Annotated in this window: 4 protein-coding genes and 1 pseudogene; 2 read left to right on the top strand and 3 right to left on the bottom strand. The window is 75.6% G+C overall.

The window, feature by feature from the left end; genetic code table 11:
- Both A6V29_RS21080 and A6V29_RS17840 read left to right on the top strand, forming a co-directional pair.
- Window positions 1-217: pseudogene (locus tag A6V29_RS21080) on the top strand (hypothetical protein); the annotation flags it as partial.
- A 15-nt stretch (window positions 218-232) separates the two neighbouring features.
- Window positions 233-598 (top strand): DUF2382 domain-containing protein, encoded by a 366-nt coding sequence (locus A6V29_RS17840; RefSeq protein WP_170977943.1) that lies wholly within the window; start codon window positions 233-235, stop codon window positions 596-598.
- On the opposite strand, the gene A6V29_RS21085 is transcribed toward A6V29_RS17840, so the two are convergent.
- The 3 genes from A6V29_RS21085 to A6V29_RS17850 all read right to left on the bottom strand — a co-directional run.
- Complete coding sequence (locus A6V29_RS21085) at window positions 585-1250, bottom strand: DNRLRE domain-containing protein (protein ID WP_170977944.1); 666 nt, start codon at window positions 1248-1250, stop codon at window positions 585-587. The two genes, A6V29_RS17840 and A6V29_RS21085, sit on opposite strands and share 14 nt — an antisense overlap.
- Window positions 1247-2047 carry a hypothetical protein gene (locus A6V29_RS21090; protein ID WP_170977945.1) on the bottom strand — a complete coding sequence of 267 codons (801 nt, stop codon included), beginning with the start codon at window positions 2045-2047 and terminating at the stop codon, window positions 1247-1249. The genes A6V29_RS21085 and A6V29_RS21090 overlap by 4 nt, the downstream gene beginning before the upstream one ends.
- On the bottom strand, window positions 2044-2389 hold a 346-nt coding region (locus tag A6V29_RS17850; protein ID WP_170977946.1), incomplete at its 5' end, for a GGDEF domain-containing protein. The genes A6V29_RS17850 and A6V29_RS21090, both read right to left, overlap by 4 nt.

Genomic DNA, 2389 nt, shown 5'->3' on the forward strand with positions numbered 1-2389 from the left:
CACGTTCGCCGACGGTCGTCTCCAGCTCGCCGTTCCCGCCGACGCGGTGGCCGGCGCGCCACGCCTGGGCGGCGAGCACCTGGCGCCGGAGGAGGAGGACGCCCTGCGCCGGCACTACGCGGACGCCCGCGCGACGGCGTCCCCCTCGACGGCGTCTCCCGCGACCGACGGCGGGATGGTGCTCGCCGAGGAGCAGCTGCGCGTGCGCACCGAGTAGGTGCCGGCCCGGCGGGTGCGGGTGGTCCGGTACGTCGTCACCGAGGAGGTTCAGGTGACGGTTCCGGTGCGCCGCGAGGAGATCCGGATCGAGGAGCTGCCGCTGGACGCCCCGGCCGCTGACGACACCGCCTCGGCGCTGGTCGAGGAGGGCGATGCCCTGGTGCCCCGGCCGGCGGCGGAGGGGCTGCCGGAGGAGATCGTGCTGCACGCCGAGCGGCCGGTGGTGTTGGTGGAGGTGGTGCCGGTCGAGCGGGTCCGGCTGCGCACCGAGGTGGTCGGCGGCACGGCGGAGGTCACCGGGGCGGGCCAGCGGGAGCAGGTCGCGCTCGAGCAGGTCGCGGTGGAGCAGGAGACCCGGCCCGACGTCACCCCCAGGTGATCGCCAACCTGGGCGGGCTGGCCGATTCCAGGCTCGCCCAGAGCTGGTAGACCGTCGTCCCGTCCGGTGCGTCCTTGAGCAGGAAGCCGTGGTCCGGCCCGGTGTACAGCTCCTGCGTCAGCGTGGTCACGTCCCAGGTCTGCGGGCCCGCGGTGCTGCGGGACGCCGTGGTCGCCGGCGTGCCGGTGGGTTGGGGGCGCCCAGGGGTGTTCCACGTCAGGGCCGTCGTCCAGGCCCGGTCCGCCCGGTGCACCTCGAGGGTCCGGCCCGCCACGGGGTTCGTCGCCTGCACGGTGAGGACGGCGCTGGTCACCGTGCAGTGGCGCGGCAACGGCGCGCGCGTGGCCACGGAGAAGCGGAGGAAGGTGTGCCCGTTCTCCGTGCCCCCCGAGGCGGTCCCGAGGTAAGCCTGGGTGCCGAAGCTGGTGGTCGGCTGCGCCTGGTAGACCGCGGTGTCCGCGGCGACGACGAGGTCCACCGACCCGGGCGTGCAGAACGATGCCTTCGCGGTCAGCTGGTTCGCCGTGTCCGATGTCCGGGCGGTGAACGCCGCCGACGTCGTGCTCTGCGCGAGCGCGGCGGTCAGCGCCGCAGCCACCGCGAGCACGCCGCCCTGCCAGAGCCGGCGGCGGCGCGGCCGAGGCCGGTTCACGACCCGTCCCGCGTTTCCCAGGAGAACCCGAACCGCACCGACCTGCCCTCGGCCGCCGCGACGTCCTGGACGGTGACGGTGAAGCGGAAGGCCCGGCTGTCCGCGCTGCCCGCGGGCCGCCAGGTGTCCAGGCCGCTGCTCCAGCGGCGGTGGATGGCGGCGAAATCGGCGAGGGTGCCGTCGTAGAGCCGGCGGGCGGGGGTGAACGTGCTGCAGTCGCCGAACGCGTCGCCGGGTGCCGCACCGATGTCGACGACGAGGTCGAGGTAGGGCGCCAGCTCCCCGGTCGCCGCCGCGGCGTACAGCCGCACCGGCCCGGAGGCCTGGTCGCCGGTGTGCCGCACGACGATGCAGCGGTCGGACGGGGCGCCGGGAACGAGGACCGTCTCGCTGCCGAACATCGAGGTGCCGGCGGCGTTGTCGGTGAGCCGGACGACGGTGCTCGGCACGACCCGCGGCACGGACGACGGAGGCGGGGTCGTGGGGGCCGCCGTCTCCGCCGGTGGCATCTCGTCGGGGACCGGCGGCACCGGCGGGGCAGGCCGGCGCGGTCCCGCGCCCGACGGCGCGTCGGTCGTGCCGATCGGCACGTAGTTGGTGACGACCTCGTTCTCCTCGACGAACGCCGCCTGCGATCCGGAGACCACGAGCAGCGCGACGAGGGTGACGCTGAGCGCGAAGGCGGACAGCTGGATCGCCAGGGCGTTGAGCGAGAACCGGAACCGGCGGCGTCGCTTCCGCCGCTTCGGCGCGGGGGCGGGGGCCTCCGCGGGCCGGGAGAGCAGGTCGGTGCTCACCGGACCGCCCCCTCGCGCGCGAGCTTGCGGCTGCGCTTGACCTCGTACATGAGGGCGTCGGCCTGGCCCAGCAGGGCGTCCAGGTCGCGCTCGCTGGGCAGCGCGTGCGCGGCGCCGATGCTGACCCCGATGCGCGCCATGCCGGCCGCGAGCAGGAAGGGCTTGCCGATCTCGATCTCGAGGCGGCGGCCGAGCGCGGTCAGGTCGGCGTCGGAGGCGCCGGGCACCACGACGACGAACTCGTCACCCCCCATGCGGCCCAGCACGCTGCCGGCCCGGATCGCGTCCTCCAGGCGGCGGGCCACCTTCTCGAGCAGCTCGTCGCCGGCGGCGTGGCCGAGG

It is taken from the genome of Blastococcus sp. CCUG 61487 (assembly GCF_005222955.1).
Classification (GTDB): domain Bacteria; phylum Actinomycetota; class Actinomycetes; order Mycobacteriales; family Geodermatophilaceae; genus Blastococcus.